Below are 26,074 nucleotides of genomic sequence, written 5' to 3' on the forward strand. Positions count from 1 at the left end.
TCCCCGGATAGCCACACTCGGTGATTCAGGCTAGAATCAATCATTCACTCCGTACCGGGGCTTCCATGGCAGAACTCAGCGAAAAGGCCAGATCCAAACTCAACAGCCTGAACGAAGCGCTCGAGTCCGGTGCCATGGCACGCGTACGCCGGATCATCAACTCCGGCCTGGCCCCTGTTGATGTCGCCCACCTGATCGAATCCTCCCCGCCCAAAGCCCGGAAAGTCATCTGGGAGCTGGTCGACAAAGGCATCGAAGGTGAGGTACTGCAATACCTGTCGATCGATATCCAGAGTCAGTTCCTCAGCGACATGAGCGCAGAGCAGGTGGTCGATGCCACCGCTGACCTCGATTCCGATGACATCGCCGATATGCTCCAGCAACTTCCTGAGCAAGTGACCCAGGAAATTCTGAGCTCGATGGACCACCAGGATCGCGCCCGGGTTGAGGCCATTCTGGGCTACCCGGAAGACAGTGCCGGTGGTCTGATGAACACCGACACCATCACGATTCGTCCGGATATTACTCTGGATGTTGTGCTGCGCTATCTGCGTCGTCACCAGTCGCTGCCAGACATGACCGACAACCTTCTGGTGGTGAACCGGCAAAACGAATTTATCGGTGCCTTGCCTATCCGCAAACTGTTGGTGAGTGACCCCCAACAAACCGTGCGCGAAGTAATGTCTACCGGCAGGATCATGGTGATCCAGGCAACCCAGCATGAAACGGAAGTCGCCAAGCTGTTTGAACGCCATGATCTGGTATCGGCCCCGGTGGTGGATGCCAATGGCATGCTGCTTGGCCGTATCACCATTGATGACGTGGTGGATGTGATCCGGGAAACCGCCGACCACTCATTAATGAGCATGGCCGGTCTCGACGATGATGAAGACACCTTCGCCCCGGTGCTCAAAACCGCCCGCCGGCGCGCGGTCTGGCTGGGCATCAATCTGATTACCGCCTTTATTGCTTCTGCGGTTATCGGTCTGTTTGACAAGGCCATTGAAGCCGTTGTTGCTTTGGCGGTACTGATGCCGATTGTCGCCAGCATGGGCGGTATTGCCGGCAGCCAGGTACTGACACTGGTGATTCGCGGCCAGGCACTCGGGCATCTCAGTGGTGCCAACTTCCGCTGGCTTTTTCATCGTGAATTACTGGTCGCAGCCCTCAACGGCGGGTTGTGGGCCATCATTATTGCGATTATGGCCTGGGTATGGTTCAACGACATCAAGCTGTCACTGATCATGTCCGCCGCGATTATTATCAATCTGATGGCTGCTGCTGTGGTGGGTGCCGCATTGCCGCAAATTCTCAAGGCCCGTGGTATTGATCCTGCCTTGGCCGGTGGTGTTATCCTGACGACGGTCACCGATGTGGTTGGCTTTATGTCATTCCTCGGACTGGCTACCCTGATTTATATCTAGATGTGCCGGGTATCCTTATGGATCATCCCTTGCACACCACTTTAGCGACTACGGTCGGAACCATAATGAGCAACCTTGTATGAGCGACTTTGACTCCCAGCCAGATGAAGAATACGAGCTGGTCAGCAAATCTGAAATGAAACGGGAAGCCGAGCGCTGGCAAGCACTCGGAGAACGACTGACCGAACTGAACCCATCACTATGGAACGATATGCCCATCAGTGATGTGCTGCATGCCGCTCTGGAAGAAAGCCGCCGCATCAAACAACATGGTGCCAAACGCCGTCACTTGCAGTACATCGGCCGCGTGATGCGAGATGAAGACATCGCCGGCATTCAGGAAAAAATCGACCTGATGGACCCATCCAGCGATGCCTACGGCCGACGCCAGCGCCAGTATGAAATGTGGCGTACCCGGCTACTGCAAGACAACAGCGGCCTGAATGACTTTATCGATCAGTACCCGCAGATTGATCGCCAGCAACTGCGTAACCTGGTGCGTAATGCCCAAAAGGAGATGGCTGGAGACAATGCCCAGCCCGGCAAGGCCTATAAAAGCCTGTTCCAATTTATCAAAACCGAAACGGAATAGCCCTCTCTGATCAGAACCGCCGGTGCTCTGCCACTGGCATGTTCTGACGCAAGCGCCGCAATTCCTCCAGATCAATCGTCTGACAGACAACGCCCGGCTCTTCCTCAAGCACCGCTAACGGCGTACCCCACGGATCAACAATCTGACTGTGCCCCCAGGTCTGGCGCTTGCGATCGTGCCAGCCACACTGATTGGCGGCAATCAGATAACATTGCTGCTCAATCGCACGAGCGCGTAGCAAGACATCCCAATGAGCCGCTCCGGTTTTCCAGGTAAAGGCCGCTGGTACTGCCAGCAACTCTGCCCCTTGTTCCCGTAACAGCCGGTATAACTCGGCAAACCGCAGGTCATAGCAGATACTCAGCCCCAAACGGCCTGCTGGTGTATCCACCACCACCACCGCGTCGCCGGGGCAAAAGCGTTCAGATTCTCGATACTGGCCCTGAGAGTCACCCACCGCCACATCAAACAAATGCACTTTGTCGTAACGAGCGACCAGCTCTCCCTGATCGTCAAATACCAGACAGGCAGAGCGGAGCCGAGGCTCCGCAGGATCAGGTGCCGGTTGCGGGATGGCACCAGCCACCAGCCACAGCCCTAGATCACGCGCCACGTCACCCAGCCGATCCACCCAGCTCAGCTCCCGAGCCAGATCCTGATAACATTTACCGTCCATACTGAGAAACATTTCTGGCAGTAATGCCAGCACTGCTCCTTCTTCTTTGGCTTGCCTCAACAGAGTCACGGCTTGTTGAAAATTATCTTCTGGTGCTGCCAGACTGTTCATCTGGATTGCTGCCACTTTCGTCATCGGGATTCCTCCAGTCCAAAAATACTCAGGAAACGCTGTTTGAAACTGCGACTTTTTTTGCCATCCACATCATTGTCAAAGGCCTGACGGATTTTCATTTTCGGGGTGCTCCAGCGCCCGGTAATGTCGTAGCTGGCACTGGTGAATTTTTCCAATTCGTCACCAATCAGTTTTTCCGTGACATAAATCGCTCCGGCAATTTGAGGCGCAAACCCAGCCAACACCGCCACCAGCGGCAAGGAGCCGGTCACCGGGAAGGTGACGGCCAATTTCATATCCAGAGTCTCTGTCACCAGATTGGTATTGCCCGATACAAGAAACTTGGCTCCAGGGCCATCCACCACCAATGGCTCAGAGAAAGTCAAGGTGCCATCCACGATATCAGCCTTGGCTTTCATCACATCAAACGCCATACCGGACTGATACAAATCGGAAAAATCCAGTTGCAAGCGGCGGGAAATGGAATTGAAGTTCAGGATACCAAATGCTTTTAATGCGCCGGTTCCTTCGGTTTTCCAGACGCCGTCATTAATACGCAAGCTCACCAGCCCCTGAAGACTCACCGGGTTAAACGCCAGTGGCGATCCTCGCCATTCCAGGCTGGCTGAGGCCGTCAACTCCTTGCCATCAATGATGGGCTCTTGCCGGAAGGCTTGCTGCACCTTGCCAATATCCTTGCCGCGCACTTTAAGCATATCGACATAAGTATGGTGGCCATCCTTTTCCTGCAGCCAACGAATATCTCCATTGAATTTCAGACCTTTCATATCGCTATCATTGATCGTCAATGCCAGCCCTTTTTCAATGGGACGACTGCTCAGAGACCAGCGGCCCAAATTACGGCTCCCGATAATCATCTCGGCAATCTGGATATCCATTGGTAACAAGTCTGCCGGTACCATATCCAGCAAGGTATCGTCGGCCAATACCGCTGTCAGCTGCTGATCAAGCGGTACTTCACCCAGCAGTGAACCCCGCTGGCCAGGCTCTTTCACCACGTCATCAGTTTGTGGCATATGCAGATATTCCAGTGTCATCTGCACAGGATCACTCCCGGCACTCAGCACCACATCACCGGCCATCAGTTCACTATCGATACGGGTTTGCCATTCCCCCCAGTTCTGCTGGGCAATAACATGAGTTGGGCCGGGTGCCATATCCCAGACATCCAACCGGGTAAAGATCAAATCCACCAGCCGTAACGGATTCTCCGAGGTGCTGCTGCGTGTACCGGCGTTGGTATCACTGTCTGGTTGCTCTGCTGCCGGGCCAGAACCCGCGGCCGCTGTACTGCTTGCTGCTTCTTCGGCCAGTGCCAATGGCTCCAGCCGCAGCCACATATCCCACCACTCTTCGGCATTGACCGGCGTATCCAGCTGTCCACGAATTTCAACCCCGCTGTCACTGGGCAAAAACGGTTCGCTCTTGCCCAGATACACCTGCCCCCGATTAAGCCCCTGATCGTCGAGTGCAAACACCCCCCGGATACGATCATCGTAATTCATACTGATACGGGTTTCGCGACCGGGTCGAACGGTAACATGCAAGGGATGCGAGGCATCGGCAGCCGCTTTGCCCAGTGGCGCCGGATAGTCGATGAGAGTGCCATCCAGATTGGTATCCAGGGCAAAACGTACATCACCAGAGGTGGTATTCAGATCCAGCGTGGCCTGATAGCCCAGATCACCCGTTACCGGGTCCAGTAAAAACATTGGCAGCCACTGCTTAAAGGCCGCCATGGTCGCTCGACCATCGGCGCGAAGCTGGGTGGAAAATCCATTGGGCAGTGGTTTGGAGGTCATTTTCGCTACCATATCTCCTCCCATTACATGCCCTTCCATACGAGGCGAAGACAGGCCGGCAATCGAATCATAAACCAGCGCACCGGTCAGTCCGGTAATCTCCAGATTCAGGTCATCCAGACGCAGTTGGTTATCGTCGAGTTGAGCCTCGATACGCATTTCCGGATCGCCGCTATCGTCCCCCAAAGCCATATCCATCGCCATGACCGCCTGCAGGCTCCCTTGTCCTTGCCAGTGATCAAAGGCGTGTCCCACCACCTCTTGTAGTGGTGTGTCGGTAAAATAGCGCAGTGCGGCACCGCTATCCCCGTTCAGGCGACCATTGAGCAACAGCCGGGTTGAATGATCGGCACCACTGCGCAAACGGATATGCGCACCTTTCTCGATATGCCCTCCCAGCGTATCGGCACCATCAACCCAGGCATCTACTGACGGTGTATCCAGCAAGACCCGCCCGGTCACGTTACCAACCACTGGCCAGCCTTCGAGATATTTCAGCTCGCCGCGCTGGACGTCCATATAGAGCTGGGTTGTCAGGCTGTTATCCGGACGCTCTTCGTCCAGTACGCCATCCAGCAAAAAAGCCCCGTTGGAAAGCTTGCCACTCAGGAGTGCGGTATCCAGCCAGTGTCGCACTTCAGGGTCAAGCAAATCAGGTAACAGGCGGCTGCGGTCTGTCATGGTGGCTCGGGGCATTCCCAACAGCAGACTGAACCGACTGTCGCGCCCGGAAGCACGGGATGGCAGGGTCATCGACAACTCACTGCGGAGTTGCAAATGTTGCCAGCGAGCCTGTAACCCTGTCAGCCAGATACGGGACTCCTCTGGCTGGATACGCCAGTGAAACGCACCGGAAAGTCCACTCAGAGACCATGGTTCATCGTATACGCCTTGCAAATCAATCGTGGCGGTCTGGTCCTTGAAGTCGATACGGCCAACCGTGGGCTGTAAATGCACATGGCCGTTCAGCCCTTTCATGCCTGGAATACCCTGATAGGCGCTGCCGTGGATATTCTGCAACTGCGCCCGGACATCGATAGCGTCATTGGTCTCGGCCTCCGGCAAAAAGGAAATCCGCACATCCTGCGCCTGACCACCAGGCTGGATATTACCCAGATAACGATCGAAAGGATCTGGCAGCAGACCATGCTCCAGCAAATAGCCAATCGCCTGACTGATTTCCAGCTGCGCCAGCCCCAGCTGCCAGCCCCGCGACTGTTCCGGCAAGCTGATCGCACTGATGGTGAAATCATGCACCGGCACGGCATCGCCCAGGTCGGGCATGATGCGCATATGCCAGTCATCACCATGATGCTCCCCACCCAGCTGAATCCGGCCTTCACTCAGGCTCAGTGGCTGTTCACGGGTGGTCAGCTCCAGTTGCTCAATATTGAGATCAGCATAGACTTGGGACAATTCACCATTATGGATTTTTAACCAGACATCCGCTCCGGCGTCCAGCTGGTTGAACATCAGCTCCATCGGCAGGTCATTCGGAATCCAGCGCGTCCAGCTTTGGGGTTCAACATAGGCGAACACTTCGCCGTTCTGTTCACGCCAAGGCCAGACCTGGCCATCCAGCACCGCATTCAGGGTAATATCAGCCAGCTGCTCTCGTCCCCAGGACAGCTTCCCCAGTATCGACTGGCTGCCGCCCTGGTGACGCCACAACAGCTGTTCGATCTGTAGCTGATCGACTTTGCCATTGGCATTCTGGAGCTGGATATGGGAGTCAGTAATTTCCATCCGCTGCTGTAATTCCAGCAACCGCGCCCACAAAGGACGCTGTTCTGACTGGCGAGGACCAAGCGATTGGGAAGTTCCGGAAGCGGCTGGAGAAGCTGCCGTAGAGTCGGTGCCGGTGTTACTGGGCTGCTGCCACGACAACACCCAGTTCTGACCAATAAACCATTGTTGCGGAGCGCGTCGCAGCGGCAGCTCCAGCCCTTCGACTTCGATCCTCTTGAACACCGGCAGCTGGTAAAATGCGCTGGCACTGACGTCCAGTTCCAGCTCCACGCGCCGCAGTGAAACCTGATCCGGTGCGACGCCGACAACAATGTCACGTAGCCGGACAATCGGTGACAAATAACGCCAGTCGCCTTCTACCTTGCCTATCACAACCGGCTGCCCCAGTTGCTGGGTCAGTTGCTGCTCGATATCCGGATGCCAGCTTTCTACCAGCGGGATCAACTGACGCCCGGCACTGGTATACAGTGCCGTCATCACCAGTCCAACCACCAGTGTTATCCATAGTTGCGTCCAGCAGGCACCGAGAAACCTCATGCCGATTCCTATTGCAAGATGATGTCGTAATAATCCTGTGCGTACAGGGATTCAACTTGCAGTTTAATGGTTTTGCCAATAAATGCTTCCAAATCTGCCAGGCCGTCACTATCTTCGTCTTGCAAACGGTCCAACACCGGTTGGCTGGCCAGCACCAGATAGGTATCAGCGCCATAGGCGCGATCTTCGCGCAGGATTTCCCGGAAAATTTCGTAGCAGACGGTCTCGGGGGTTTTCACAGAACCTCGGCCATCACAGGCCTTGCACGGCTCCATCAGCATCTGTTCGAGGCTTTCCCGGGTACGCTTGCGAGTCATTTCCACCAGCCCCAGCTCTGAGACACCACTGATTTTGGTTTTGGCGTGGTCTTTTTCCAGCACTTTTTCCAGCATCCGTAACACCTGACGCTGATGCTCCGGTTCGGTCATATCGATAAAGTCGAGGATGATAATACCGCCGAGATTACGCAGCCGCAGCTGGCGGCCGATTGCATTGGCGGCTTCCAGATTGGTTTTGTAGATGGTTTCTTCAAGATTGCGGCGGCCAACAAAACCACCGGTATTAACATCAATAGTGGTCATGGCTTCGGTCTGGTCAATGACCAGATAACCGCCACTTTTCAGCGGTACTTTACGTTCCAGCGCTCGCTGGATCTCGTCTTCCACGCTATACAGCTCAAACACCGGCCGCGGGCCATGATAATAATTCAGGTGGTCTTCTATTTCTGGAACGTACTGCTGGGAGAATTGCAGGATTTTTTCAAAAGTCTCACGGGAGTCCACCAGAATCTTGTCGACTTCCGGGCGGGCGTAATCCCGCAGGGTACGTAAATACAGGGGCAGCTCATCATATACCACCGCAGGGGATGAGAATTCATTGATCCGCTCTTCCAGTTTGCGCCACAAACGTCGCAAATAACGGGTATCGGCGAGGATTTCTTCTTCTCCGACGCCTTCTGCCGCCGTGCGTAGAATAAATCCGGCTTCTCCGGTGAGGCCTTCGGCGTCCATGCAGTCCTGCACCATATGCTTGAGACGGTCACGCTCACCTCCGTCATCGATACGCTGGGAAACCCCCACGTGATCTGCACCCGGCATATACACCAGATAGCGGGAAGGAATCGTCAACTGGGTCGTCAATCGTGCACCCTTGGTACCGATCGGATCCTTGGTCACTTGCACCACCAGCGACTGGCCTTCATGCAACAGCTGGTTAATCGGCGTCTGGCTATCAGGGTGGCCCAATTCAGCGGCATGAATAAAAGCCGCTCGTTCCAGGCCGATATTCACAAAAGCGGCCTGCATGCCGGGTAATACCCGCACCACCTTGCCTTTATAAATATTGCCAACCAGGCCACGATGATTGGTGCGCTCAATGACTATTTCTTGCAATACACCGTTTTCTACCACGGCAACCCGCGTCTCGGTTGGTGTAATATTCATCAAGATTTCTGCGTTCATTACCAGATCCTTTTATTGTTTTGACGGGTCAATAATGGCGCAGCAAAACCAGAAACTATCTGGATGCAGGACAGTCACTCCAGGGGACAGGACGCCCCCATCATGTCTGCCAATATGAAATGCCATGTTGTTCGAGCAAGACGGCTGTTTCTGCCAGCGGCAAGCCAACCACATTACTGTAGCTGCCATGAATATCTGCAACCAAGACAGCCCCTTTCCCCTGAATACCGTAGCCGCCCGCCTTGTCTTTCCCTTCACCACATTCAAGATAGCGCTTGATCAGTACCTCATCCAGCTGGCGAAAGGTCACATGGGTGGTCACCAGCCGGGTATCACAGCGATCCCCGGTCACAACAGCGATGGCCGACAGCACTTGCTGGGTATTGCCCGACAGTTGTTCCAGCATTGCTCGGTGGTGCTCAGGCGACTCTGGTTTGCCCAGAATCTGCCCGTTCAGAATCACACTGGTATCTGCGGCCAGCACCGTGGCCGGTATCGTCAGTGATGACGCCACCACCAGCCCCTTGCTCCGTGCCATTCTGACGACATAATCCTCAGGATGTTCATTCGCAGCGGGGGTTTCATCAATATCAGCCGGCTGAACGGTATGCGGCACCCCGATCTGGGTTAACAATTCGCGGCGACGTGGTGACGCCGAAGCCAGAATAATCATACCGACATCCGCCGCAGGGTCAGACGCGTCAGGGCAAACACCCACGGCCAGACAAACATCGAGCTGAACGCCGGCCCCCACATTTCAACCGGATGCGGAAGGTCCAGCATTACTTGCGCCAGCCAGAAACTCAGCAACTGATGCAGCAAGGCCAGCACCAGCACCAGCGCCATTTGCTGGAACAGGTTAAAGACTTCAATACGCCGGAAAAAATACTGCACCAGAAAGATATGCACCGACAGTGTGAAAACATGGGTTCCCAACAATGTCCCTTGTTCCGCATCCATCATCAAACCGGCAGGAATCGCCAACCACAACCCGAACGTTTGTGGCGACTGGAATACCAACAAGGTAATCACCACCAAAATCCATAACGGCTGGAACCAGATCAATAACTCTGGCAGCGGCAAGTGTTCAAAGACAAACCCAACAAACAGCGACAGCATACCGATAACAAACGACTGTACAGAGGTCATCGATTTTTCCTCCACAGTTCATCCGATGGTACTTTGCCGGCCCCCTGGCTGAATACCAGCAGCAATAACCGACTGCGGTCCATCAGGGCACTGGGGCGCGCCGTCACACTGGCAAACAATTCACCGGCCTGATGTTCGACCTTTTCGACCGTCGCCACGGGATAACCACGGGGATAACGGCCCCCAAGCCCGGAGCTGACCAGCAAGTCGCCCTCCTGAATATCTGCCGTGTTCGGCACATAAATCAGCTCCAGCCGATCCAGCGCCCCGGTGCCGGTGGCAATCGCCCGGACACCGTTACGATTGATCTGTACCGGAATGGCATGATTGGAATCAGCAATCATCATGACATGGGAAATATGCGGCAAGACATCCACCACCTGGCCCAGCAAACCATGGGCATCCAGCACTGGCTGACCGACAAACACACCGTCATCGCCGCCTTTGTTGATCAGGATCTGCTTGGTATAAGGATCGGGATCAACCGCAATCACCGTCGTTACCAGCACCTTGTCGTCGACCTGCTCAGAAGCACTGAGCAGCTCACGCAGCTCAATATTTTCCGCTTCCAGTGAAGCCAGCCGCTGGGCTTTTAACTCCAGGACCAGATTACGGGCCGACAACTGCTTGTTCTGATCAAGCAGATCCCGCCGAGAGGTAGTGGATTCATCCATCCAGTTAGCTAAAGAAGAAGGCAAGACAGCCAGTTGCTGTGCCGGATACAAAACGTATCCGGCAATATTGCGCAACGACTGAAACGCCGGGTAGCGTTGATCCGCCCACATCAGCGCAAGCGCTATCAGGCAGACCAGCAGAGTACGCTGGCCCTGATACGGGGGGATCTGAAATTGCAGTCTGATAACCCGACTCCCGAACGACTAGGCAAGCTGCCAAAGTAATAAAAAGGACAAACGACACCGCCGCCCAAACAGGCGGCAATGTCATCCATTAACCTGAATTATTCCTGAGACAGTATATCCAGCGCTTGTTCCGATGCGGTTTCAAGGAAACGACCGCCCCCTCGCGCCACACAGGTCAGCGGATCATCGGCAACCAGCACCGGCAGGCCGGTCTCTTCGCTCAGCAGTTTATCCAGATCGCGCAACAGGGCACCACCACCGGTCAGCACCATGCCGCGTTCGGCCACGTCAGAAGCCAGCTCAGGAGGAGCCTGTTCCAATGCACTTTTGACCGCCTGGACAATCGCGGCCAGTGATTCTTGCAGGGCTTCCAGAATCTCGTTGGAATTCAGCGTAAAGCTGCGTGGAATCCCTTCGGCCAGGTTTCGGCCCCGCACATCAATTTCGCGAATTTCAGCGCCGGGGTAAGCCGTGCCGATTTCTTCCTTGATTCGTTCGGCGGTTGCTTCACCGATCAGGCTGCCATAGTGACGACGCACGTAAGCCACGATCGATTCATCAAAGCGGTCGCCGCCTATTTTCACGGATTCAGCGTAGACCACGCCACTCAGTGAAATAATGGCAATTTCAGTTGTACCACCACCGACATCAACCACCATCGAACCACGAGCCTCATCGACGGGCAAACCGGCACCGATCGCAGCGGCCATCGGCTCATGTATCAGATAAGCCTTGCTGGCACCGGCATTCAGTACCGATTCGCGAATCGCCCGACGTTCAACCTTGGTGGCCTGATACGGCACACACACCACAACCCGTGGGCTGGGCGGCATAAAACTGGACTCATGCACCCGTTTGATAAAATACTGCAGCATTTTTTCAGTAACTTCGAAGTCGGCAATCACACCGTCCTTCATCGGCCGAATGGCCTGAATATTGGCCGGAGTACGCCCAAGCATTTGCTTGGCTTCCATCCCAACCGCAGCGACACTTTTCTGGTGTCCCTGAAGACGAATGGCAACGACTGATGGTTCGTTAAGAACAATACCCTTGTCGCGCATGTAAATTAGGGTATTTGCGGTTCCCAGGTCGATCGACAGATCGCTGGAGAACATGCCTCTAAGAGCTTTGAACATCCCGCCGTTTCCTGTTTGCATCTGGCATAAAAAAGTGCGCTAACTCTAGCAATGGCAGGGATTTAGAGCAAGGCGCATTTGTGCTAGTCTCGAGCGCTTTCACAGACAGAGATACTGGAGAAGCTGTATGGCTCTGGAACAAGATCAGGTGCGCAATATTGCCGAATTGTGCCGTCTGCAAATCGATGACGCCCAAATTGCCGCATACCAGAACAACCTCAGCAACATACTGGAGCTGGTGGATCAGCTATCCGCGGTCGACACCAGCGATGTTGCGCCCATGGCTCACCCTCTCGATGCCGTGCAGCGTTTACGTGCTGATCAGGTCACCGAAAGCAACCAGCGGGAGCACTTCCAGCAAATTGCTCCGGCAACGGAACGCGGACACTACCTCGTCCCTCGCGTCGTAGAATAAACCGTGGTCGCATAAACACAGCAGATCATCCCGTCCGGCCGTTTCAGCTTGCCGGATTATTTCAGGCACCTTCCGAATTCGGGATCAGCTTCACAGGACAGAGACCCCATGCACAACAAAACCATCGCCCAGATAGCCCGCGACCTGGCCGCGGGCGAATATTCCAGCGTTGAAGTGACCCAGTCGTACCTGGATCGCATCCAACAACTGGATCATAACTACAACAGCTTTATTACCGTGACGGCCGAACAAGCACTGGCACAGGCCGCCGCCGCCGATGCCATGCGGGCAGCGGGCAACGCTACCCCCTGGACAGGCGTTCCCATGGCCCACAAGGATATTTTTTGTACCAACGGCGTACTGACCAGCTGCGGCTCCAGAATGCTCAGCAACTTTGTCGCTCCTTACGATGCCACCGTGGTCGCCAACTTCAACAACGCCGGTGCCGTCAGCCTGGGCAAACTCAATATGGATGAGTTTGCCATGGGGTCATCCAACGAAAGCTCCTTCTACGGCGCAGTGCACAACCCCTGGCAGCTGGATCACGTTCCCGGTGGTTCTTCCGGTGGTTCTGCAGCCGCGGTTGCGGCGCGTCTGGTGCCCGGTGCCACGGCCACCGATACCGGCGGTTCGATTCGCCAACCTGCTGCGTTTTGTGGCGTCACCGGGATCAAGCCAACCTATGGCCGGGTTTCCCGCTGGGGCATGATTGCCTTTGCCTCCAGCCTCGACCAGGGCGGCACCATTACCCGCACCGCAGAAGATTCCGCCATGATGCTCAACGTAATGGCCGGATTCGACCCCAAAGATTCCACCTCGATGCAGCAGGATGTACCGGACTACACCGCCAACCTGAACGACAGCATTGCCGGTCTGACCATTGGTTTACCCAAAGAATATTTCCGCGATGACCTCAGCAGCGACATGCAACAGCAAGTCCGTAACGCCATTGCCGAATACGAAAAACTGGGTGCTACGGTCAAAGAAATCAGCCTCCCCAACACACATTTGGCGATTCCGGTGTACTACGTGATTGCACCCTCTGAGTGCTCCGCCAACCTGTCTCGCATGGACGGTGTACGCTTCGGCCATCGCTGTGATGACCCACAAGACGTCAATGATCTGTTCAAGCGGTCACGGGGCGAAGGCTTTGGTGAAGAAGTCAAACGCCGCATCATGGTGGGTACCTACGCACTGTCGGCCGGTTTCTACGATGCTTATTACAAAAAAGCCCAGCAGGTACGCCGCCTGATCAAAAATGACTTTGTCGAAGCCTTCAAACAGGTCGATGTCATCATGAGCCCGACCACCCCCAGCCCGGCGTTCAAGGCCGGTGAAAAAACCAGCGACCCGGTGGCCATGTACCTGGAAGATATTTTCACCATTGCCATCAACCTGGCCGGTTTGCCAGCCATGTCGATTCCTTGTGGCCAGGTCGACAACCTGCCCGTCGGCCTGCAGCTGATTGGCAACTACTTTGATGAAAGCCGTCTGCTCAACCTTGGCCATCAATTCCAACAAGTCACCGACTGGCATCAGCAAACGCCAGCGGATCTGGTATAAGGAGCCTGATTATGGAATGGGAAGTTGTTATCGGCCTTGAGATTCACGCTCAGCTGGCCACCAAATCAAAGATTTTCTCCGGTGCCTCCACCGCCTACGGTGCCGACGCCAATACCCAGGCTTGCGCAGTTGACCTCGGATTACCCGGTGTTTTGCCCGTATTCAACGAAGAAGCCCTGCGCATGGCGGTGAAGTTTGGCCTTGCCATCGACGCCGAAATTGGCAAACGCTCGGTCTTCGACCGCAAGAACTACTTTTACCCGGATTCACCCAAGGGGTATCAGACTACCCAGCTGCACCACCCCATCGTCGGCATGGGTCATATTGATATCGAACTCGACAACGGCAGCAGCAAACGCATTAACGTCACCCGCGCCCATCTCGAAGAAGACGCCGGTAAATCCGTGCACGAAGGTTTTGGCGGCATGTCCGGCATTGACCTCAACCGGGCCGGAACACCGCTGGTCGAAATCGTCTCCGAACCGGAATTACGCAGCGCCAAAGAAGCATCGGCCTACTTCCGCAAAATGCACAGCATCGTCACATATCTGGGCATTTGCGATGGCGATTTGTCCCAGGGCTCCATGCGCTGCGACTGTAACGTTTCCTTGCGCCCCAAGGGCCAACAGGAATTTGGCACCCGTACCGAAATCAAAAACGTCAACTCCTTCCGTAACGTCGAACGGGCGATCGATGTCGAAATCGAACGTCAGATGGACGTATTGGAAGACGGCGGTACCATCACTCAGGAAACCCGCCTCTACGACGCCGACAAAAACGAAACCCGCTCCATGCGCTCCAAGGAAGTGGAAAATGACTACCGCTACTTCCCTTGCCCCGATCTGTTACCCATCATTATTGATGATGACTACATCGAAGCCGTACGCAGCACTCTGCCCGAACTGCCCGACGCCAAGCGCAAGCGTTTTATCGAAAGCCACCAGCTGTCAGCCAACGACGCAGCGGTTCTGGCTTCCAGTCGTACACTGGCCGATTATTTTGAAATCGCAGCACAAGCAGCCAACGACTACCAACTCGCCTCCAACTGGGTGCAAGGTGATGTCTCCGCCACCCTCAACCGGCTGGAAATCGACATCAGCGAACTGCCTGTCAACGCCGAGCAACTGGGCCGTATCCTGCAACTGATCAAGGACAACACCCTCAACAACGGCGGCGCCAAAGAAGTATTCAACGCACTGGTGGCACTCGGAGAAGCAGGCAAAGCCGACAGCACAGTGGAAAAAGTCGACGCGCTGGTTGACTCCATGGGCCTGAAACAGGTGTCCGATACTGGTGCCATTGAAGCCATCGTTGCCGATGTACTGGCCAACAACCCGAAACTGGTGGAAGGCTACCTCAATACCCCGGTGGAAAAACGTGGCAAGGCCATGGGACCCTTTATTGGCCTGACCCGTAAAGCTGCCAAGGGGGTCAACCCGCAAGTGGTGATGGAAGTACTGAAGAAAAAGCTGGAAGAGTTGGGGTAACGTTTTGATGCACCAGACGTTCGGATACGGACGTCTGGGCTGTTTGAATAACAGAGCAACCTTAGATATCAGAAAGAATATCAACAAATTAAGTGAATCAATTCAGACCCCATCTGGCAGTGCTCATTAAGAAGGAGCGAGTTGCCGGTTGAGATTAAAGGCGACCAAACCTTTGATCGACACCAACAAGGTAACTCGCATAATCCATCGTAACGAACGAATCATTCGACACAAAGTCGGCTTGCTTACCCTGGCCACAGAACTCGGCAACGTCACCGAAGCTTACCAAACAACCATGGACGTATCCCGGGATTACGGCACTGGAAGGGCTACCGACGGGTCTGGACGAATGATGGTATCAGCCCTCTCGCAGCAGAAGAAAAACTTAAAACCGTGTCCGAAATCAGTTGGCCACTACACGGCCTCAACCTTCAAACCATCGCAGCCACCAGAGTATTTCACGTTACATGGTCCCGGTTTTGGCTTCACCCACAACGCACTGTCTTTCAAATCCGAACAATCCAGACCATCCAATTGATATACAATTCGTATATGTTTTGTAGTGTCAGAGGCTGATCTCAATTTTCGGCCAGGAGGATGTCAACGTTATGGGTATCGTTAAAATATCGGAAGAACTGCATGAGGAAATCCGTGAGACCAGTGCTGTGATGGCGCGGTCGATCAATTCGCAGGCGGAGTACTGGATCAAGATAGGGATGCTGGCGGAATTTTACCCCGATCTCACTTACGCCCAGCTAACCCGCAAGTTATTGGCCACAAATGAGTTGCCGTTGGCGACTCTGAAATCTGAATGCAAGGCCGACATCCAGCGTCAGCAAGAGGCCTGCTAATGAACGCCATGGTAAAAACCCCGGCAGAAATCGGGCTGATGCGTGAGTCCGGCCACTTGCTGGCACAGGTGTTTGCGATGCTGGATACCTTTGTGGTGGCTGGCATCAGCACCATGGATATCAATCTGAAGGTCGAGTCCTTTATTGAGAACGAGTTGAACGCTCGTCCAGCCAGCCGGGGGCAGTATGATTTCCCCTACTGCCTGAATACGTCGATCAATCATGTGGTGTGCCACGGGGTACCGAAGGCCAGCCAGATTTTACGTAACGGCGATATCATCAACTGCGATATTACACTGGAGAAAAATGGCTTTATCGCTGACTCCAGCAAGATGTATTGCATTGGCAAGATTACGCCAATGGCGCGTCGTCTGGTTGAGACAACTTACGAAGCGATGTGGGCCGGTATCCGGACCGTAAAACCCGGAGTGACGCTAGGCGATATTGGCCATGCGGTTCAGCAAGTGGCTGAAAAAGCCGGTTACAGTGTGGTGCGGGAATATTGTGGTCACGGCATTGGCCGCGAGATGCACGAAGAGCCTCAGGTCACACATTATGGCAAGCCCGGCATAGGGATGGCGCTGGCCGCCGGGATGACCTTCACCATTGAGCCGATGATCAATCAGGGTAGTCATAAACTGAAGCATATGAAAGACGGCTGGACGGTAATTACCCGCGACAAGAAGCTGTCGGCCCAGTGGGAGCACACCATTGCCGTGACTACCGATGGTTACGAAGTACTGACGCTGAGGGAAGAAGAAAAAACACTTCATACCACAGAATAGCTGGAATACCCTGCTGGCCCTATCATCAGCCACCCATAAAAAAACCGCCCGAAGGCGGTTTTTTTATGCATCCGATGTTTCACTTCAAACATCTCGAACACGCGTCAGATCACTTCACTACTTTTAGCGAAGGACGGCCAGCACCGGCTTTTTTCTCTGGCTCGACTTGCTTCGGTTTGGGCGGCTCTGGTGGATTATTCGGATCAGGAGCACCCGCTTCTGAACCAAATACCATACCTTGACCGTTTTCCTTGGCGTATATCGCCAGAATGGCCACGGTGGGCACGTATACCGACATGGGTACACCGCCAAAGCGGGCATTAAAGGACAATCCCTGATCATCGATCAACAGGTTCTGAACTGCCGTCATACTGATATTCAGTACGATTTGGCCTTTATTCACATAATCCTGAGGCACCTGAACCCCAGCCAGTGAGGCATCTACCAATACATAGGGTGTGCACTGATTATCGAGGATCCACTCGTTCAGGGCGCGTACCAGGTAAGGTCGGCTTGGGGTCATTGTTTCCATTATTCGTGCATTTCCCGTTCGGCTTCGGTCAGGCTGGCCTGGAACGATTCACGATCGAACAGGCGTTCCATGTATTGCAGCAGTGGCTTGCACTGACGCTCTGGCAGTTCTATGCCCAACACCGGCAAACGCCACAGGATAGGGGCAACGCAGCAATCCACAATGGAGAAGTCGTCACTCATGAAATATGACATTTCGGCAAAAATGGGGGCCGTGCTGACCAGGCTTTCGGTCAATGCCTTGCGCGCTTCTTCAACGCCATCGCCTCCAGCCAGGATCGTGCCGACCAGGCCACACCAATCTTTCTCGATGCGTTTGATCCACAACCGGCTTTCTGCACGTGCGACGGGGTAAACAGGCAACAGTGGAGGATGAGGAAAACGCTCGTCGAGGTATTCCATCATGATGTTCGGGTCTTCGTAGAGAGTCAGCTCCCGATCCACCAGAGTTGGCAGGGTGTTGTAAGGATTCAGGGATGTCAGATCTTCGGGCAGGTTGTCCGGGTCCACATCCATAATTTCGACGGCGACACCTTTTTCAGCCAGTACGATACGTACACGATGGCTGAAATGATCCTTGGCATCGGAATAAAACGTCATGGTAGAGCGTTTCGCTACAACCCCCATAATTTCCTCACTCGCTAAAAAATTCAATTACCTAAAAACAAAGATAGCCCGGCCGCATAAACGGCCAGGCTAGCGTCAAAATACCGGGCGATTAATGCACGTCGCGCCAGTATTCCTTGTTCAACATGTACACAGGTACAAAGAAGATTGCCAGGAACAACAGTACCCACCAACCCAGTCTTTCACGCTCAACCGCAATCGGCTCAGCGGAGTAAGTCATGAAGTTCACCAGATCAAAGATCAGATCATCATACTCAGCAACACTCAGAGTGCCTGGCTCTGCCAGATATAACACATCTTCGTGCTCTTCGGTGATTTCCTGACCCGTCAATGTGTCATAACCCACAGCAACCGGAGCAGTACCTTTGTGCTGGAGACCTTGCAGATCAGCCAGCACATGAGGCATACCCACATCTTTGAAGACCGTGTTATTCACACCCCATGGACGGCTTGGATCGACATAAAAGCTGCGTAAGTAGGTATACAGCCAATCTGGACGACGTACCCGAGCGACCAGAGTCAGATCCGGTGGCGCTGCACCAAACCAGACTTTGGAATCTTCCGTACGCATGGCGATAGTCGCCAGCGCACCGAATTTCTTGTCGGTATCAAATACCAGGTTTTCCATCATCAGCTCTTCTGGAATATCCAGGTCACTGGCTATGCGGTTAAACCGGGCATGTTCCATCGAGTGACAACCCATGCAGTAGTTCATGAAGGTCTGGGCACCACGTTGAAGTGATGCCTTGTCCGTCAGATCGGTCAGGTGCTTGTCCAGATGCACACCTTCACTGGACGCCATTGCAACTGCAGGAAGCAGTGCAGCAATCAATGCAAATAACGTTTTCATTAGTGGCCTCCTGTTACGCGTTCTGGCACTGGTTTGGTTTTTTCCATACGAGTATAGAAAGGCATCAACAAGAAGAAACCGAAGTAGATAAACGATGAAGCACGAGCCAGGAAGGTATTCAGTTCATTGGTTGGTTGAGTACCCAGCCAGGTCAACAGAATAAAGGCGACGGCAAACACCAGAATAAAGGTTCTGCTCATCCAGCCTTTATAGCGCCAGCTGCGCACAGGACTGCGATCCAGCCACGGCAGTACAAACAGTACTGCAATGGCAGCACCCATCGCGGCAACACCCAGCAGCTTGTCGGGTACAGCACGCAAAATCGCGTAGAAGGCACCAAAGTACCAGACAGGGGCAATATGCTCCGGTGTTTTCAGACCGTTAGCCGGTTCAAAGTTGGCATACTCCAACATGAAACCGCCGCCTTCCGGGAAGAAGAACATGACCGTACAGAACACCATCAGGAAGACCACAATACCGACCAGGTCGTGTACTGAGTAATAAGGGTGGAATGGCACGCCATCCAGAGGAACCCCGTTTTCGTCTTTCAGTTTTTTGATATCGATGCCGTCAGGGTTGTTGGAACCCACTTCGTGCAGGGCCAGCAAGTGCATCACCACCAGACCAACAATCACCAGTGGCACAGCCACTACGTGCAAGGCAAAGAAACGGTTCAGCGTTGCACCAGAGATCAGGAAGTCACCACGAATCCATTCAGTCAGTTCGTTACCGTAAGGCAGAACAGAGAACAGCGAGATAATGACCTGAGCACCCCAGTAAGACATTTGTCCCCATGGCAGTACATAACCCATAAAGGCTTCTGCCATCAGAGCCAGATAGATGGCCATACCGAAGATCCAGATCAATTCACGTGGTTTCTGGTAGGAACCATACAGAATCGCCCGCATCATATGCAGATACACCGCGATAAAGAAGAAAGTTGCACCGGTCGAATGCATATAACGAATCAACCAACCCCACTCGACATCACGCATGATGTATTCAACTGAGGCGAATGCGGCATCGGCACTTGGGGTGAAGTTCATGGTCAGCCAGACACCGGTCAGAATCTGGTTAACCAGCATCAGCATCGACAGTACGCCGAAGAAATACCAGAAGTTGAAGTTCTTCGGAGCATAGTACTTCGACATATGCTTTTCATAGGTGCTGGTAACCGGCAAGCGGTCATCAACCCAACCCATCAGGGTGTTTTGCTTGTTACTCATCAGGCGTTCTCCTCATCCACACCGACTACAACCACATTGGCACTTTCATAGCTGTGCGGTGGAATTTCCAGGTTGGACGCAGCCGGAGATCCCTGAAAAACACGACCAGACAGATCAAAACGAGAACCGTGACATGGGCAGAACCAACCGCCAGGCCAGTTTGCATCAAACTGTTGGGGTTGAACTTCGCCAAAGTACTTGGGAGCACACCCCAAGTGGGTACAAACACCCAGCACAACCAGTACTTCCGGTTTGCGTGAGCGATTGATGTTATCAGCGTAGGCTGGTTGCTGAGCCTTGTTGCTGTTATCCGGATCTTTCAGTCGGTCATTGTGCTCTGGAAGATTTTCCAGCATGTCGTCTGTACGACGCACAACGTATACCGGCTTACCACGCCATTCGGCTGTCAGCATCGAACCTGGTTCGATCTTGCTGACATCGATCTTGGCCGGAGCGCCTGCCGCTTTCGCCTTTTCACTTGGAACCCAAGATTTGACGAAGGGTACAGCGACGAAGCCAGCACCAACCGCGCCGACAGCAGAAGTCACGCCCACCAGCAGGGTGCGCCGACCTTTATTAACGCCGTCTTGACTCATTACCATCTTCTCCCATCATTAAAATTCTTTTCTGCCGCGAGGTCGTTTGCCTGAGAGGGACTACGGTCGGCAGACCCGGCGTAGAATGCAGAGCGGCGCACATAGTAAAGAAATTGAGGATTTGAAACAACCGGGAAGACATACCCACTGTAGGGATATAAAAACAAAAAAAGCGTCCATTGACATAAGCCAAGGGACGCTTTTTTTTGTAAGCAATAAATCGCTTAACGTTTGGAGAACTGCGGCTTCTTACGTGCTTTACGCAGGCCGACTTTCTTACGTTCAACCTCACGAGCATCACGAGTAACGTAACCCGCGGCACGAAGTGATGGACGTAGCGTTTCGTCGTATTGCATCAGGGCACGAGTAATGCCGTGACGGATAGCACCCGCCTGACCATTACCACCACCGCCATTAACATTCACGACAATGTCAAACTTCTCCAGACTTTCAGTCAATTCCAGAGGCTGACGGACAACCATACGAGCAGTTTCACGACCGAAGTATTCTTCCAGTGTGCGCTTGTTGATTACGATAGAGCCAGTACCTGGACGCAAGAAAACGCGAGCAGTAGACGTCTTGCGACGACCGGTACCGTAGTATTGAGTTACGGCCATATTATTCTCCCAGCTTCAGTTCTTGAGGCTGCTGAGCGGTGTGTGGATGCTCGCTACCTGCGTAAACTTTCATTTTCTTGAACATGGCGCGTCCAAGAGGATTCTTGGGCAGCATGCCTTTAACTGCCAGTTCGATTACGTCCTGAGGCTTGTAGTCGATCAGCTTTTCAAAAGAGATCGATTTCAGACCACCAGGATAACCGGTGTGGCGGTAATACATTTTATCGCTGGTTTTTTTACCAGTGACTTTTACTTTTTCAGCATTGATCACGACGATATAATCGCCGGTATCAACGTGTGGTGTGTATTCTGGCTTGTGCTTGCCTCTCAAACGGCGAGCAACCTCGGTGGCCAGGCGACCCAGCGTCTGATCAGCTGCATCAACAACAAACCATTCACGTTTTACGGCTTCGGGTTTTGCGCTGTAAGTTTTCATCAAATTCTCGCCTTCAAGGGCATGTTGATCAGAAAAGAGGGCGGCATTCTACAGGACGGTTATTACCCACGCAACCACCTGTGTATTTTTAACACAGTCAATCGCGGATCAGCCGTCACGACACGAGTGCCAGAATGAGCCGTCTTTTCATAAAGGGGCGCGGATTGTATCTTTAGTGCAGAAAACAGTCCACTTAAAAATGGATTATCTACGGATTTTTATTGTCCACAGCACAGATTGGCTTCGTCCATACAAGACCGGCATGGCCTTGTCTATCCATCGCCCAAGAACCGACTCCGTGCCGTTATGAGCGGCGACGGAGAACATGGGCGGTTACAGAGGGCATCCCTGCGCACAATGAATTAATGCTCACGGGTTGAGCGGAATTCAACATCGGGCCAGCGATCCTGAATAAGACTTAGGTTCACCCGTGTCGGAGCGATATACGTCAGATAGCCGCCACCATCAATAGCCAGATTATCGACGGCCTTGCGTTTAAAGTCTTCCAGCATTTTACTGTCGTTGCAGTACACCCAGCGGGCGGTATTCACACTGACCGGCTCGTAAATACATTCAACCTTGTATTCGTCCCGCAAGCGCTGCTGTACAACATCAAACTGCAGCACCCCGACAGCCCCCAGAATCAGGTCATTGTTGTTGATTGGCATAAACAGCTGGGTCGCCCCTTCTTCCGATAACTGCTGCAGGCCTTTTTGCAGCTGCTTCATCTTCAGAGGGTCTTTCAGTCGTACGCGCTTGAACAACTCCGGAGCAAAATGCGGGATACCGGTAAACCGCATGTCATGGCCTTGCGTAAAGGTATCACCAATCTGGATGGTGCCATGATTGTGCAGACCGATAATATCGCCAGAAATAGCCTCTTCGACCTGGCTGCGGTCCCCGGCCAGGAAGGTGACCGCATCCGCGACCTTGATGTCCTTGCCGATGCGGGTATGGCGCATCTTCATGCCTTTGCTGTAAGTCCCGGAGCACACTCGCATAAAAGCAATGCGGTCACGGTGTTTCGGGTCCATATTCGCCTGGATTTTGAAAATAAAGCCGGAAAAGGCTTCTTCTGTTGGCTCGACAGTGCGCTCGTTGGTTTCCCGTGCAATCGGGGCCGGTGCCCACTCAACAAAATAGTTGAGCATTTCCCGCACACCGAAGTTTGACAGCGCCGTACCAAAAAACACCGGTGTCATTTTGCCTTCGCGGTATTCATCCAGATCAAATTCATAACTGGCACCCCGCACCAGCTCGATTTCATCAATCAGCTCCGTTACCAGTTCTTCACCCAACAAGGCCAGCGCTTCAGCCGACTCAATCCCCTGAATCCGGGTATCATCCGGGACAATGCTCGCTTGCCCTGGCTGGAACACATGAATGGTGTCGGTGACCAGGTTGTACACCCCCTTGAACGCCTTACCCATGCCGATTGGCCAGGTAACGGGGGCACACTTGATCTTCAGAATGGTTTCGATTTCGTCCAGCACTTCAATGTGATCGCGAACTTCGCGATCCATTTTGTTGATAAAGGTAAAAATCGGGGTATCCCGCAAACGGCATACTTCCATCAGCTTGATGGTCCGATCCTCCACACCTTTCGCGCCGTCGATCACCATTAAGACTGAATCCACGGCGGTCAGGGTACGGTAGGTATCTTCCGAGAAATCTTCGTGCCCTGGAGTATCCAGCAGGTTGACCATGCAGTCCCGATAAGGAAACTGCATCACCGACGTGGTGATCGAGATGCCCCGGTCTTGCTCCATCTGCATCCAGTCCGATGTGGCCATACGGCCCGTCTTTTTGCCTTTTACAGTACCGGCCAACTGAATGGCGTTTCCGAACAGCAACAGCTTTTCAGTAATCGTGGTTTTACCCGCATCCGGGTGGGAGATAATGGCGAAAGTACGACGTGTCGAGACTTCCTGAGAGATACTAGACATAGACATCCGGTTATTGTGGCTACAGCCCTGGCACAGCACGCCACAGCGACTTGAAAATAGAACAGGCGCTATTTTCACCAATCAATGGAAAATCCACAACCGAAAGCTATTAACCTGGACAAGATTCCTGGACCGCCGACCGGCGACACGGATGCTCTCCCCTCTCCACGACCCCACCCGCGATACAGAATAATGAGGTAATACTTCAAAGTGGATTACCGGGATTGCTGTCAGCATCACTCAACCCCTTGGCCGATCTTGGGCCAGGTTGGTGCCGTGGCCGGATAATGGAATTCTTTATATTAACCCAAACTTCAAACCAAGCGACACGTATCAAGAAACACTCAGCAAGAAATCCCAACCTCACAATAAATCCAAAGCACAAAATAACTTCAAATTACAAAACGGATATTATTCTGAAAATAACACCCATTAAACGTCAACCAACACTCTAATTTGGATATAAAAAACAACTAACATCATCTTATGTAAGAAAGTGCAAATATATGAAAACAAGTTTATCAAAAAACCTGACACTTCAAACTTGTGTATAAAATCCGTTTTCAAAAATCCATAGCCGCCTCTTCTCCAAAAAACAAATCGATCAAAAATGATTAACGATACAACTTGTAAATACTTATAAAAATATCTGACCAACCGAACAGGTAATTACATTGCCAGCAACATGCAAGATTTAAAAATATAAATTTTAAGACGACTCAACTGCGAGGAAAATTCACTGACAGAATAAAATAAAAAACATCTGAATACAGTCGAAGGGAAATTCAGGACTTATAATGCAAGCAAACTTGCATCAGCCCAGGATATTCACTTCTTCCATATTCAGACGTTCTTTTCAAGCGGACTCTATGAGTTATTATTATTGAATCAGTCTATTCTTATTGCTCAGTCGTCAGCTCTGGCGTATTGACAGGAGCCTGGCGAGGGTTAACCTGTTCCTGATAGCTGTATGCCAGTTTAATCAGAGTGGCCTCATCAAATTCCCGACCCAACATTTCCATACCAATAGGCATTGCAGGATCATCATCCGTCATACCAGCAGGCATGCTCAACGCAGGGAACAAAGAGAACGGGCTCAGACGGTTATTTCGTCCGGCACTCGGTGAACCACCCAGGTCTCCGGCTTCACCGGTCAAGCTTGGGTACAGTAATACGTCATACGCTTCGCCCAGGCTGTTACCTTCGTCATCCACATTGTTCAATGCTTTTAACAAGCTGGTACGGACAACAACAGGCCGCTCAACTGTGTTCAGGGTATACACTTCTTGCTGTTCGTCTGTCAGGTTATCCAGATCAATCGTGCCACGGTATTCCAGTGAGGACTTGTAGTTCTCAAGGTAGCCATTGCTGTCGATCAGTCCTTGATAGGTTGTAATGTGCCCATCAACCGACGTGGTCCAGCTGTTCAGGTAGCTGACCAGGTCGTGCTGGAACTCATAGCTGGACATGGAGGCGTAGTCATAAAGAATCGACTCCAGGTTATCAATGGTCACTTCTTCAACCGTGGCTCCAGCCGCTTCCATCGCTGCAATCGCACTGTCCATCAGAGCGTTGACGTTTTCGTTATCGCCGAACAAGTCACGATCGATGGCAATACGAGCGCCATTCAGACCATCAGCATCCAGGTAGTCGGTATAGGTTTCCGGCACACCCGTCACTGACAGGTATTCTTCTTCACTGCTAATGGCAGCCGCATCAATTTCAAAGCTGACGCGCTGATTGGCATATTCAGAATCATCAAACCCAACCATGACATCCATCATCAAGGCACAATCTTCAACAGTACGGCAGATCGGGCCACCGGTATCCTGCCAGGAAGCCAATGGCATGATGCCGTCCTGGCTGACCAAGCGCATGGATGGGCGAATACCGACCAGGCCACCCAGGCTGGCAGGTACCCGGATAGACCCTCCCGTATCACTGCCTGTCCCTACCATTGCCAAGCTGGATGCAATGGCAGCTCCGGTACCACTGGATGAGCCACCCGCACCTTTGGTTTGGTCATACGCGTTTTTAACCAGGCCTCGGACCGAGCTTTCGCCCGTATATCCAAAGGCAAACTCATCCATATTGGCCTTGCCCAGAACAATAGCACCGGCGTCACGCATCTTGCCAATGGTGTAAGCATCACTGACGGGACGGTTATACTGGAATGCCAATGCGCCACCAGTGGTTGGCATTTCAGCAGTATTAAAGTTGTCTTTTGGCAAAACAGGAACACAATAAAGGGAGCCATCAATACCATCGTCTTCAAATGCCAGATCTTTTGCACGAGCTTCATCAAGAGCAGATGAGTTAATCGCAATGACACTGTTCAATTCAACATCGGTACCTTCATCGTCATAGGTATTAATACGTTCAATATACCCTTCAACGACTTCTTCACAGGTAATACCGCCAGTAGCAAGAGAAGTATGCAAACTTTCGATGGTCGCTTCAGTAAATGAAAAAGCAACCGGAACCACCTCATCATCATCGCTGTCAGATCCATCACAGCCGCTGAGAATTACTGAAAAGGTAAGTACCGCACCAGCCAATTTTTTCATTTGGAACATAAATATCTCCGCAATTGTTTTTGTATTCCCTTCTGTATTGGCACTCGC

General features: G+C 52.8%; 24 protein-coding genes. 8 read left to right on the top strand and 16 right to left on the bottom strand.

Going from position 1 to position 26,074, the window contains the following annotated elements:
* The first annotated feature begins 65 nt into the window (after positions 1 to 65).
* Positions 66 to 1,424, top strand: coding sequence for a magnesium transporter (gene mgtE / locus Q8W24_RS09310; RefSeq protein WP_303432698.1), 1,359 nt, complete (start codon positions 66 to 68; stop codon positions 1,422 to 1,424).
* Between the two features lie 79 nt (positions 1,425 to 1,503).
* Entirely contained in the window at positions 1,504 to 2,016 is a 513-nt protein-coding gene (yjgA, locus tag Q8W24_RS09315; protein WP_303432699.1) for a ribosome biogenesis factor YjgA, read from the top strand.
* A gap of 10 nt (positions 2,017 to 2,026) precedes the next feature.
* Here yjgA and Q8W24_RS09320 read toward each other — a convergent pair whose 3' ends face one another.
* The 7 genes from Q8W24_RS09320 to Q8W24_RS09350 form a co-directional block, all read right to left on the bottom strand.
* Entirely contained in the window at positions 2,027 to 2,827 is an 801-nt protein-coding gene (locus Q8W24_RS09320) for a carbon-nitrogen hydrolase family protein (protein ID WP_305452748.1), read from the bottom strand.
* Complete coding sequence (locus Q8W24_RS09325; RefSeq protein WP_305475116.1) at positions 2,824 to 6,915, bottom strand: YhdP family protein; 4,092 nt, start codon at positions 6,913 to 6,915, stop codon at positions 2,824 to 2,826. Before Q8W24_RS09325 ends, Q8W24_RS09320 begins: the two co-directional genes overlap by 4 nt.
* Before the next feature lie 8 nt (positions 6,916 to 6,923).
* Positions 6,924 to 8,375 carry a ribonuclease G gene (gene rng / locus Q8W24_RS09330; RefSeq protein WP_303432702.1) on the bottom strand — a complete coding sequence of 484 codons (1,452 nt, stop codon included), beginning with the start codon at positions 8,373 to 8,375 and terminating at the stop codon, positions 6,924 to 6,926.
* 100 nt (positions 8,376 to 8,475) lie between these two features.
* Complete coding sequence (locus Q8W24_RS09335; protein WP_305475118.1) at positions 8,476 to 9,048, bottom strand: nucleoside triphosphate pyrophosphatase; 573 nt, start codon at positions 9,046 to 9,048, stop codon at positions 8,476 to 8,478.
* Entirely contained in the window at positions 9,045 to 9,524 is a 480-nt protein-coding gene (gene mreD / locus Q8W24_RS09340; protein ID WP_303432704.1) for a rod shape-determining protein MreD, read from the bottom strand. The genes Q8W24_RS09335 and mreD overlap by 4 nt, the downstream gene beginning before the upstream one ends.
* Entirely contained in the window at positions 9,521 to 10,384 is an 864-nt protein-coding gene (gene mreC, locus Q8W24_RS09345; protein ID WP_368501373.1) for a rod shape-determining protein MreC, read from the bottom strand. The genes mreD and mreC overlap by 4 nt, the downstream gene beginning before the upstream one ends.
* Before the next feature lie 98 nt (positions 10,385 to 10,482).
* Positions 10,483 to 11,520 (bottom strand): rod shape-determining protein, encoded by a 1,038-nt coding sequence (locus tag Q8W24_RS09350; protein ID WP_303432705.1) that lies wholly within the window; start codon positions 11,518 to 11,520, stop codon positions 10,483 to 10,485.
* 127 nt (positions 11,521 to 11,647) lie between these two features.
* Here Q8W24_RS09350 and gatC point away from each other — a divergent pair, with 127 nt between their 5' ends.
* From gatC to map, 6 genes are all read left to right on the top strand, one after another.
* Positions 11,648 to 11,935 carry an Asp-tRNA(Asn)/Glu-tRNA(Gln) amidotransferase subunit GatC gene (gatC, locus tag Q8W24_RS09355; RefSeq protein WP_303432706.1) on the top strand — a complete coding sequence of 96 codons (288 nt, stop codon included), beginning with the start codon at positions 11,648 to 11,650 and terminating at the stop codon, positions 11,933 to 11,935.
* A 108-nt stretch (positions 11,936 to 12,043) separates the two neighbouring features.
* A complete protein-coding gene (gatA, locus tag Q8W24_RS09360) occupies positions 12,044 to 13,498 on the top strand; it encodes an Asp-tRNA(Asn)/Glu-tRNA(Gln) amidotransferase subunit GatA (protein ID WP_305414205.1) in 1,455 nt (484 codons plus the stop codon).
* A gap of 11 nt (positions 13,499 to 13,509) precedes the next feature.
* Positions 13,510 to 14,985 (top strand): Asp-tRNA(Asn)/Glu-tRNA(Gln) amidotransferase subunit GatB, encoded by a 1,476-nt coding sequence (gene gatB, locus Q8W24_RS09365; RefSeq protein WP_305475119.1) that lies wholly within the window; start codon positions 13,510 to 13,512, stop codon positions 14,983 to 14,985.
* A 172-nt stretch (positions 14,986 to 15,157) separates the two neighbouring features.
* Complete coding sequence (locus Q8W24_RS16910) at positions 15,158 to 15,523, top strand: hypothetical protein (RefSeq protein ID WP_370693318.1); 366 nt, start codon at positions 15,158 to 15,160, stop codon at positions 15,521 to 15,523.
* Between the two features lie 70 nt (positions 15,524 to 15,593).
* Positions 15,594 to 15,836: a ParD-like family protein gene (locus Q8W24_RS09375; protein ID WP_305475121.1), complete on the top strand. Its 243-nt coding sequence runs from the start codon at positions 15,594 to 15,596 to the stop codon at positions 15,834 to 15,836.
* 8 nt (positions 15,837 to 15,844) lie between these two features.
* Entirely contained in the window at positions 15,845 to 16,621 is a 777-nt protein-coding gene (map, locus tag Q8W24_RS09380) for a type I methionyl aminopeptidase (protein WP_305475131.1), read from the top strand.
* Positions 16,622 to 16,730: 109 nt separating this feature from the next.
* Here map and Q8W24_RS09385 read toward each other — a convergent pair whose 3' ends face one another.
* The 9 genes from Q8W24_RS09385 to Q8W24_RS09425 form a co-directional block, all read right to left on the bottom strand.
* Positions 16,731 to 17,144 (bottom strand): ClpXP protease specificity-enhancing factor, encoded by a 414-nt coding sequence (locus Q8W24_RS09385; protein WP_303432740.1) that lies wholly within the window; start codon positions 17,142 to 17,144, stop codon positions 16,731 to 16,733.
* Positions 17,145 to 17,152: 8 nt separating this feature from the next.
* On the bottom strand, positions 17,153 to 17,779 hold the full coding sequence (sspA, locus tag Q8W24_RS09390; RefSeq protein WP_303432711.1) for a stringent starvation protein SspA: 627 nt from the start codon (positions 17,777 to 17,779) through the stop codon (positions 17,153 to 17,155).
* 91 nt (positions 17,780 to 17,870) lie between these two features.
* Positions 17,871 to 18,629 (bottom strand): cytochrome c1, encoded by a 759-nt coding sequence (locus Q8W24_RS09395; RefSeq protein WP_303432712.1) that lies wholly within the window; start codon positions 18,627 to 18,629, stop codon positions 17,871 to 17,873.
* On the bottom strand, positions 18,629 to 19,855 hold the full coding sequence (locus tag Q8W24_RS09400; protein ID WP_303432713.1) for a cytochrome b N-terminal domain-containing protein: 1,227 nt from the start codon (positions 19,853 to 19,855) through the stop codon (positions 18,629 to 18,631). The genes Q8W24_RS09395 and Q8W24_RS09400 overlap by 1 nt, the downstream gene beginning before the upstream one ends.
* Complete coding sequence (gene petA / locus Q8W24_RS09405; RefSeq protein ID WP_303432714.1) at positions 19,855 to 20,451, bottom strand: ubiquinol-cytochrome c reductase iron-sulfur subunit; 597 nt, start codon at positions 20,449 to 20,451, stop codon at positions 19,855 to 19,857. The genes Q8W24_RS09400 and petA overlap by 1 nt, the downstream gene beginning before the upstream one ends.
* 224 nt (positions 20,452 to 20,675) lie before the next feature.
* Positions 20,676 to 21,068, bottom strand: coding sequence for a 30S ribosomal protein S9 (gene rpsI / locus Q8W24_RS09410; protein ID WP_303432715.1), 393 nt, complete (start codon positions 21,066 to 21,068; stop codon positions 20,676 to 20,678).
* Between the two features lies 1 nt (position 21,069).
* Positions 21,070 to 21,504, bottom strand: a complete 435-nt coding sequence (rplM, locus tag Q8W24_RS09415; protein ID WP_303432716.1) for a 50S ribosomal protein L13 — start codon at positions 21,502 to 21,504, stop codon at positions 21,070 to 21,072.
* A 362-nt stretch (positions 21,505 to 21,866) separates the two neighbouring features.
* Positions 21,867 to 23,456 carry a peptide chain release factor 3 gene (locus tag Q8W24_RS09420; protein WP_303432717.1) on the bottom strand — a complete coding sequence of 530 codons (1,590 nt, stop codon included), beginning with the start codon at positions 23,454 to 23,456 and terminating at the stop codon, positions 21,867 to 21,869.
* A gap of 893 nt (positions 23,457 to 24,349) precedes the next feature.
* Positions 24,350 to 26,026, bottom strand: a complete 1,677-nt coding sequence (locus tag Q8W24_RS09425; protein ID WP_303432719.1) for an amidase — start codon at positions 26,024 to 26,026, stop codon at positions 24,350 to 24,352.
* Positions 26,027 to 26,074 lie beyond the last annotated feature (48 nt).

Origin of the sequence: Oceanobacter sp. 4_MG-2023 (assembly GCF_030689165.1) — a bacterium.
Classification (GTDB): domain Bacteria; phylum Pseudomonadota; class Gammaproteobacteria; order Pseudomonadales; family Oceanobacteraceae; genus Oceanobacter.

What these genes read in the sequence shown, in the direction of transcription:
- map (WP_305475131.1), top strand. Translation starts at nt 15,845, where the DNA reads ATGGTAAAAACCCCGGCAGAAATCGGGCTGATGCGTGAGTCCGGCCAC.
- Q8W24_RS09325 (WP_305475116.1), bottom strand. Translation starts at nt 6,915, where the DNA reads ATGAGGTTTCTCGGTGCCTGCTGGACGCAACTATGGATAACACTGGTG.
- gatB (WP_305475119.1), top strand. Translation starts at nt 13,510, where the DNA reads ATGGAATGGGAAGTTGTTATCGGCCTTGAGATTCACGCTCAGCTGGCC.
- Q8W24_RS09420 (WP_303432717.1), bottom strand. Translation starts at nt 23,456, where the DNA reads ATGTCTATGTCTAGTATCTCTCAGGAAGTCTCGACACGTCGTACTTTC.
- mreD (WP_303432704.1), bottom strand. Translation starts at nt 9,524, where the DNA reads ATGACCTCTGTACAGTCGTTTGTTATCGGTATGCTGTCGCTGTTTGTT.
- mgtE (WP_303432698.1), top strand. Translation starts at nt 66, where the DNA reads ATGGCAGAACTCAGCGAAAAGGCCAGATCCAAACTCAACAGCCTGAAC.
- sspA (WP_303432711.1), bottom strand. Translation starts at nt 17,779, where the DNA reads ATGGGGGTTGTAGCGAAACGCTCTACCATGACGTTTTATTCCGATGCC.
- Q8W24_RS09400 (WP_303432713.1), bottom strand. Translation starts at nt 19,855, where the DNA reads ATGAGTAACAAGCAAAACACCCTGATGGGTTGGGTTGATGACCGCTTG.
- rng (WP_303432702.1), bottom strand. Translation starts at nt 8,375, where the DNA reads ATGAACGCAGAAATCTTGATGAATATTACACCAACCGAGACGCGGGTT.
- rplM (WP_303432716.1), bottom strand. Translation starts at nt 21,504, where the DNA reads ATGAAAACTTACAGCGCAAAACCCGAAGCCGTAAAACGTGAATGGTTT.
- petA (WP_303432714.1), bottom strand. Translation starts at nt 20,451, where the DNA reads ATGAGTCAAGACGGCGTTAATAAAGGTCGGCGCACCCTGCTGGTGGGC.
- Q8W24_RS09425 (WP_303432719.1), bottom strand. Translation starts at nt 26,026, where the DNA reads ATGTTCCAAATGAAAAAATTGGCTGGTGCGGTACTTACCTTTTCAGTA.
- Q8W24_RS09350 (WP_303432705.1), bottom strand. Translation starts at nt 11,520, where the DNA reads ATGTTCAAAGCTCTTAGAGGCATGTTCTCCAGCGATCTGTCGATCGAC.
- Q8W24_RS09395 (WP_303432712.1), bottom strand. Translation starts at nt 18,629, where the DNA reads ATGAAAACGTTATTTGCATTGATTGCTGCACTGCTTCCTGCAGTTGCA.
- Q8W24_RS09320 (WP_305452748.1), bottom strand. Translation starts at nt 2,827, where the DNA reads ATGACGAAAGTGGCAGCAATCCAGATGAACAGTCTGGCAGCACCAGAA.
- gatA (WP_305414205.1), top strand. Translation starts at nt 12,044, where the DNA reads ATGCACAACAAAACCATCGCCCAGATAGCCCGCGACCTGGCCGCGGGC.
- rpsI (WP_303432715.1), bottom strand. Translation starts at nt 21,068, where the DNA reads ATGGCCGTAACTCAATACTACGGTACCGGTCGTCGCAAGACGTCTACT.
- gatC (WP_303432706.1), top strand. Translation starts at nt 11,648, where the DNA reads ATGGCTCTGGAACAAGATCAGGTGCGCAATATTGCCGAATTGTGCCGT.
- yjgA (WP_303432699.1), top strand. Translation starts at nt 1,504, where the DNA reads ATGAGCGACTTTGACTCCCAGCCAGATGAAGAATACGAGCTGGTCAGC.
- Q8W24_RS09375 (WP_305475121.1), top strand. Translation starts at nt 15,594, where the DNA reads ATGGGTATCGTTAAAATATCGGAAGAACTGCATGAGGAAATCCGTGAG.
- Q8W24_RS09385 (WP_303432740.1), bottom strand. Translation starts at nt 17,144, where the DNA reads ATGACCCCAAGCCGACCTTACCTGGTACGCGCCCTGAACGAGTGGATC.
- Q8W24_RS09335 (WP_305475118.1), bottom strand. Translation starts at nt 9,048, where the DNA reads ATGATTATTCTGGCTTCGGCGTCACCACGTCGCCGCGAATTGTTAACC.